The organism is Stenotrophomonas pictorum JCM 9942 (genome assembly GCF_001310775.1).
GTDB classification, from domain to species: domain Bacteria; phylum Pseudomonadota; class Gammaproteobacteria; order Xanthomonadales; family Xanthomonadaceae; genus Stenotrophomonas; species Stenotrophomonas pictorum.
Genome location: NZ_BAZI01000197.1, coordinates 1 through 5,320, shown reverse-complemented (window position 1 = coordinate 5,320; position 5,320 = coordinate 1). Strand labels below are relative to the sequence as shown.

General features: G+C 66.9%; 6 protein-coding genes and 1 pseudogene. 2 read left to right on the top strand and 5 right to left on the bottom strand.

Annotated elements, in window-relative coordinates; translation table 11 throughout:
* Window positions 1-922, bottom strand: a pseudogene (locus JCM9942_RS10560) (ArnT family glycosyltransferase); the annotation flags it as partial.
* A 207-nt stretch (window positions 923-1,129) separates the two neighbouring features.
* Between JCM9942_RS10560 and JCM9942_RS10555 the strand changes: the two are divergent.
* Complete coding sequence (locus JCM9942_RS10555; RefSeq protein WP_054659540.1) at window positions 1,130-1,825, top strand: response regulator transcription factor; 696 nt, start codon at window positions 1,130-1,132, stop codon at window positions 1,823-1,825.
* Window positions 1,822-3,114, top strand: coding sequence for a sensor histidine kinase (locus JCM9942_RS10550; protein WP_054659538.1), 1,293 nt, complete (start codon window positions 1,822-1,824; stop codon window positions 3,112-3,114). Before JCM9942_RS10555 ends, JCM9942_RS10550 begins: the two co-directional genes overlap by 4 nt.
* 206 nt (window positions 3,115-3,320) lie before the next feature.
* On the opposite strand, the gene JCM9942_RS10545 is transcribed toward JCM9942_RS10550, so the two are convergent.
* From JCM9942_RS10545 to minC, 4 genes are all read right to left on the bottom strand, one after another.
* Window positions 3,321-3,902, bottom strand: a complete 582-nt coding sequence (locus JCM9942_RS10545; protein ID WP_425478344.1) for a hypothetical protein — start codon at window positions 3,900-3,902, stop codon at window positions 3,321-3,323.
* Window positions 3,850-4,101, bottom strand: coding sequence for a cell division topological specificity factor MinE (gene minE / locus JCM9942_RS10540; protein WP_054659534.1), 252 nt, complete (start codon window positions 4,099-4,101; stop codon window positions 3,850-3,852). The genes JCM9942_RS10545 and minE overlap by 53 nt, the downstream gene beginning before the upstream one ends.
* A gap of 2 nt (window positions 4,102-4,103) precedes the next feature.
* Window positions 4,104-4,913 (bottom strand): septum site-determining protein MinD, encoded by an 810-nt coding sequence (minD, locus tag JCM9942_RS10535; protein ID WP_054659532.1) that lies wholly within the window; start codon window positions 4,911-4,913, stop codon window positions 4,104-4,106.
* 33 nt (window positions 4,914-4,946) lie between these two features.
* The coding region (gene minC, locus JCM9942_RS10530) for a septum site-determining protein MinC (RefSeq protein ID WP_083468502.1) at window positions 4,947-5,320 on the bottom strand (374 nt) is incomplete at its 5' end.

Sequence of the window (5,320 nt, the reverse complement as noted above, 5' to 3'; positions counted from 1 at the left end):
CTGGCGCTGAAGAACAGCAGCACCAGCAGCGCCCAGCCCAGCAACAGTACATAGCGCGGATCGGCGCGGCGGCAGCGGCGCCACCAGGCCGGGACCAGCCATGGCAGCAGCAGGCTGCCCGGCAGCCACATCGTGGCGATCACCTGCAGGTAGTACCAGGCCGGCTGGGTGTGGTGCCAGGCCGAGGTGTAGCGGGTGCCGGTCTGCTTGAACAGCAGCTCGTGCGCGTAGGCCTTCAATGCCGGATCGGGATTGTTCAACAGCGCGATGCCCAGCGGGGCCAGCCACACCGCCGTGCCGAGCAGGAACATCGGCAGCAGCAGCCACCAGTTCCAGCTGCGGCCCGGGCCCGCAGCCTGCGGATGGCGCCAGCGCCAGAGCGCCCACGGCAGCAGGATCAGCAAGGGCAGGAAGCCCACGCCCTTGGTCACTGTGCCCACGCCGGCGGCAAAGCAGGCCAGGGCGAAGGCGCCCCAGTTCGGGCCCAGCAGCAGGTGCCGCATCAGCCCCACAGCGCCAGCGTGGTCATGCCCACCAGCACCATGTCGATCTGTGCGCGCTTGGCCATCAATCCGAACTGGATGCAGACAAACAGCGCCAGCACCGTATAGCGCGCGACCTGCCGGTTCCACAGCCGCCGCGACAGGTCCCAGGTCAGCCACAGGGTCAGCAGCGCGGCCAGCAGCGAGGGCACCAGGAAGGACAGGTTCCAGTCGCCGAGCACTTTGTAGGTTGCCGCCTGCAGCCACATGAAGGTGGCCGGCTTCTCCGCGTACAGCTCGCTGCCGCGATGGGGCAGCAGCCATTGCCCGGTCTCGACCATATGCCGCGCCGCCAGCACGAAGCGCGGCTCGTCGGGCGGGCTGGGTGAGCGCATGCCCAGCCCGGCCACCAGGCTGGCCACCACCAGCGCCATCAGCATCACAAACCACAGGGAATTCGGGGAGGAGCGGGAAGGTGTCGGGCGCACGGGCGACTCGTTCTCGGAAGGACAGGCGCGATGATCGCGGGGACGACGTGGGAAGCGTGTCGCAACCATTGTTACCTGTTTCGACGACATTCTGACCACCCCGCGTCTACGATATCGGCCGATACCCGCCGCTGGCGGGGCTTTGCAAAGGTTCCGCCCATGCGGCTGCTGGTCATCGAAGACAATCGCAACCTGATCGCCAACCTGTTCGAGTACTTCGAGGCGCGCGGGCATGTGCTGGACGTGGCCCCGGACGGCGTCACCGGCCTGCATCTGGCGATAACCCAGTCCTACGACGCGATCCTGCTGGACTGGATGCTGCCGCGCATGGAGGGGCCGGAGGTGCTGCGCAAGCTGCGCGAGGAGCACCGCTCCGAGGTGCCTGTGATCATGCTCACCGCGCGTGACGAGCTGCCGGACAAGATTGCCGGCTTCCGTGCCGGTGCCGACGACTATCTGACCAAACCCTTCGCGCTGCCCGAGCTGGAGGTGCGGCTGGATGCGGTGCTCGCGCGCATGCGGGGGCGCAATCCGCGCAAGGTGCTGGAAGTGCACGATCTGCGGCTGGACCTGGGCACGCTGGAGGCCCGGCGCGGCGGCCAGGTGCTGCACCTGTATCCGGCCTGCCGCAAATTGCTGGAAGTGCTGATGCGCGCCAGTCCCGCGGCGGTGACGCGCGACCAGCTCGAATACGCGCTGTGGGGCGAGGAACCGCCCGATGGCGACATGCTGCGCTCGCATATCTACGAGCTGCGGCGTGCGGTGGATGGTCCGTTCGAGCAGAAGCTGCTGCACACCCTGCCGCGTGTGGGTTATCGGCTGTCGGCACCGGCGACCGGCAGCCTCCCGTCGTGACCCGGCCCACGCTGCGGCGCAAATTGCTGGGCTGGCTGGCGGTGTATGTGGCGCTGGTGACGCTGGCGGTGTTCAGCGCGGCCAACTATGTGCATGAGCGGGCCGAACATGCGGTGTGGCGCGCGCTGCTGAACACCGAGCTGGACAGTGTCATCGGCCACATGCGCAGCGATCCGGACTATCGCTGGCAGGATTCGGACACCTTGCACCTGTTCCGCGAGCACGATGAAAAGGGCATTCCGGAAACACTGGCGCATCTGACGCCGGGTCTGCATGACGGCGCGCTGCTGGCCGGCCGGAACGCGGCGGCGATGGTGCGCGACACCGATGATTTCGGCCGCGTGATGCTGGTGCTGGACATCACCGATTTCGCGGCGCTGGAGCATTTCGTCACCCGCTGGGCGCTGCTGGCGGGCGTGGCGCTGCTGCTGGTCACCTTGCTGATGGCCTGGGTAGGCATGAACCGGCTGGTGCGGCCGTTGTCGGTCCTGGCCCAGGACATCGGCCACCTGCGTCCGGAGCGGCGTGGCCAGCAGGTGCAGGTCGACAAGCGGGGCAGTGCCGAGCTGGAAGTGATCGCCGGCGCGCTGAACGACTATCTGCAGCGCAACGAGCATTTCGTCGAGCGCGAGCGGATGTTCATCAGCACCGCCAGCCACGAACTGCGCACGCCCATCGCCGTCATCACCGGTGCCGCCGAACTGGCCCTGGAACAGCCGCAGTTGCCGGCGCGGGCACGCCAGCAGCTGCAGCGCATCCGTGGCACCGCATCCGGCGTCGAGCAGCTGATCCAGCTGCTGCTGGTGCTGGCGCGCGATCCGGCCCGGCTGGCGGCGATGAGCGAACTGCTGGCGCTGGAGCAGCTGGTGCCGGAGATCATCGAAGACCATCGCCATCTGGCCAATGGCAAGGAGCTGCAGCTGCAACTGGTGCAGGCCGAGCCGTGCCAGATCCTGGCGCCGCTGGGCGTGGTGCAGGCGGCGATCGGCAACCTGCTGCGCAACGCGATCGAGAACAGCGACCGTGGCGTGATCCGCCTGGGTGTTTCTGCGCAGGCGCTGGTCACCATTGAAGATCCGGGCCACGGCATGAGTCCGGAAGAGGTCGCGCAGCTGTACGCGCGGCTGGCCCGTGGCGAGCGCGATCCGAGCGCGGGCATCGGGCTGGATCTGATTGCGCGACTGTGCGGCCACCTGGGCTGGACGCTGGATATCCACTCGCAGCCGGAGCGCGGCACCCGCGTGGTGCTGGATATGCGCGCATCGCAGCCGGCGCGGGCGCCACACTGACCGCGACGCGCCGATAGAGTCCATCGCCTCGCCACGCGCCCGCGTCTGGCCGAGGCGGTGGCTTTGCGCGGCAGGCAAGCGGGGTCCGATCAGCTGCGCCTGGAGTTCCTGGCCATCCTGCGCGAACCGCAACGGGCTCATGGTGCAGCGCCGGTGCGGCGTGGCTCGTGGCCGCGCGCCATGTTTTAGCGGGGTGTGGGGCGGTTTTACGCGTCCAGCAATCCGCGTTCGATCAGCCACGCCCTGGCGTCTTCGGCATCCTGCTCGAACCACGCCCGGGTCGATCCCAGTCGATACGTGTACCCCCACGTATCCATGTCGGCCATCAGGCGCGCGCTGCCGACGCCGGGCAGCTGTCCGGCCAGCACGATCTGCAGATAGCAGGTGGCATCTTCCTCGGCCACCGAATCGGTGGCGTCGGTATGCACCTGGGCGCGACGCTCCGGCGGCAGCACGATCAGATGGCAGGCCTCGTGCAACATCGAATGCACGGGAGTGTCATCGCGCACGTACACCTCGCTGCCGATGATGCCGGCTTCCGGCTCGCCCCAGTAGCTGCCCGGGATCGTCTCGCCGGCGGCGATATGGTTCAGGCGCAGGCCATGGCCGGCCAGCAGCGCGACGGCATCGCCCCACTGGATATCGCCGACACAGGTCACGGCCACGTCTGGCCCGGAGAGGGGGGAGGGGTTCACGGAAGGCACACTCCCGGCGGCCAGCGCCGCCGGGTGCAGATCACTTGTCGTCAGGCAGGGCGACGGAGATGTCGAGCACGTCGTTGGCGCCATCCTTGACCAGGTCGACCTTGACCGCATCGGCGTCGATATTGACGTACTTCTTGATCACTTCCAGCAGTTCACGCTGCAGCAGTGGCAGGTAGTCGGGGCCGCCACGGGTGCTGCGTTCCTGCGCGATGATGATCTGCAGGCGGTTTTTCGCGGTTTCGGCGGTGTTCTTCTTCTGTTTCAGGAAGTCGAGCAGTCCCATGCTTATCCTCCAAACAGCTTGCTGAAGAAGCCCTTTTTCTCAACCGAAATGAAGCGCATCGGGCGCTCCTCGCCAAGGATGCGGCTGACCGCGTCCTCGTAGGCCTGGCCGGCCGGGGATTCGCTGTCCAGGATCACCGGTTCGCCCTTGTTGGAGGCATTGAGCACGTCGCCGGACTCGGGAATGACACCAATGGCTTTCAGGCCCAGCACTTCCTCCACGTCGGCAATGCTGAGCATCTCGCCGGTCTCCACGCGCGGCGCGCTGTAGCGCGTCAGCAGCAGGTAGGCCGGGACGTCCTTGCCGGCTTCGGCGCGGGCGGTCTTGGAGTCGAGCAGGCCGATGATGCGGTCCGAGTCGCGCACCGACGACACTTCCGGGTTGACCACCACCACGGCGCGGTCGGCGAAGTACATCGCCAGGAAGGCGCCCTTCTCGATGCCGGCCGGCGAGTCGCAGATGATGAAATCGAAGCCGTCGGCCGCCAGGTCCTTGAGGACCTTCTCCACGCCTTCCTTGTTCAGTGCGTCCTTGTCGCGGGTCTGCGAGGCGGCCAGCACGTACAGGTTGTCAAAGCGCTTGTCCTTGATCATGGCCTGCTTCAGTGTGGCTTCGCCGTGGACAACGTTGACGAAGTCGTACACCACGCGGCGCTCGCAGCCCATGATCAGGTCAAGGTTGCGCAGGCCCACGTCGAAGTCGATGACGGCGACTTTCTTGCCGCGACGGGCGAGCCCGCAGGCGAGGCTGGCGCTGGAGGTGGTCTTGCCGACGCCGCCTTTGCCGGAGGTGACTACGATGATTTCAGCCAAAGGACTTCTCCTGGGTATTCGTTTTGGGCCGCGTCAATCCAGCGCGGCAATCATGATCTGGTCCTGTTCCAGCCACACCTGCACGGCTTTGCCGCGCAGGGTGTCGGGAATATCGTCCAGCACCTTATAACGTCCAGCAATGGCGACCAGTTCAGCGTGGAAGTCGCGGCAGAAAATGCGTGCCGCGGTGTTGCCTTGCGCGCCGGCCAATGCCCGGCCGCGCAGCGTACCGTAGATATGGATGCTGCCGTCGGCGATCACCTCGGCACCGGCACCCACGGTTGAAAGTACAGTCAGGTCGCAGTTTTCGGCATACAGCTGCTGGCCCGAGCGGACCGTGCCCAGTTGCATGCGTCCTGGCTGCGCCGGCGCTGCGGCGGGGACGGGCGCTGCAGGCACCGGTTCCG

Excerpts from the sequence above, each read along its gene's own strand:
- JCM9942_RS10545 (WP_425478344.1), bottom strand. The coding sequence starts at position 3,902 with ATGGCGCCAACGACGTGCTCGACATCTCCGTCGCCCTGCCTGACGACA.
- JCM9942_RS10555 (WP_054659540.1), top strand. The coding sequence starts at position 1,130 with ATGCGGCTGCTGGTCATCGAAGACAATCGCAACCTGATCGCCAACCTG.
- minE (WP_054659534.1), bottom strand. The coding sequence starts at position 4,101 with ATGGGACTGCTCGACTTCCTGAAACAGAAGAAGAACACCGCCGAAACC.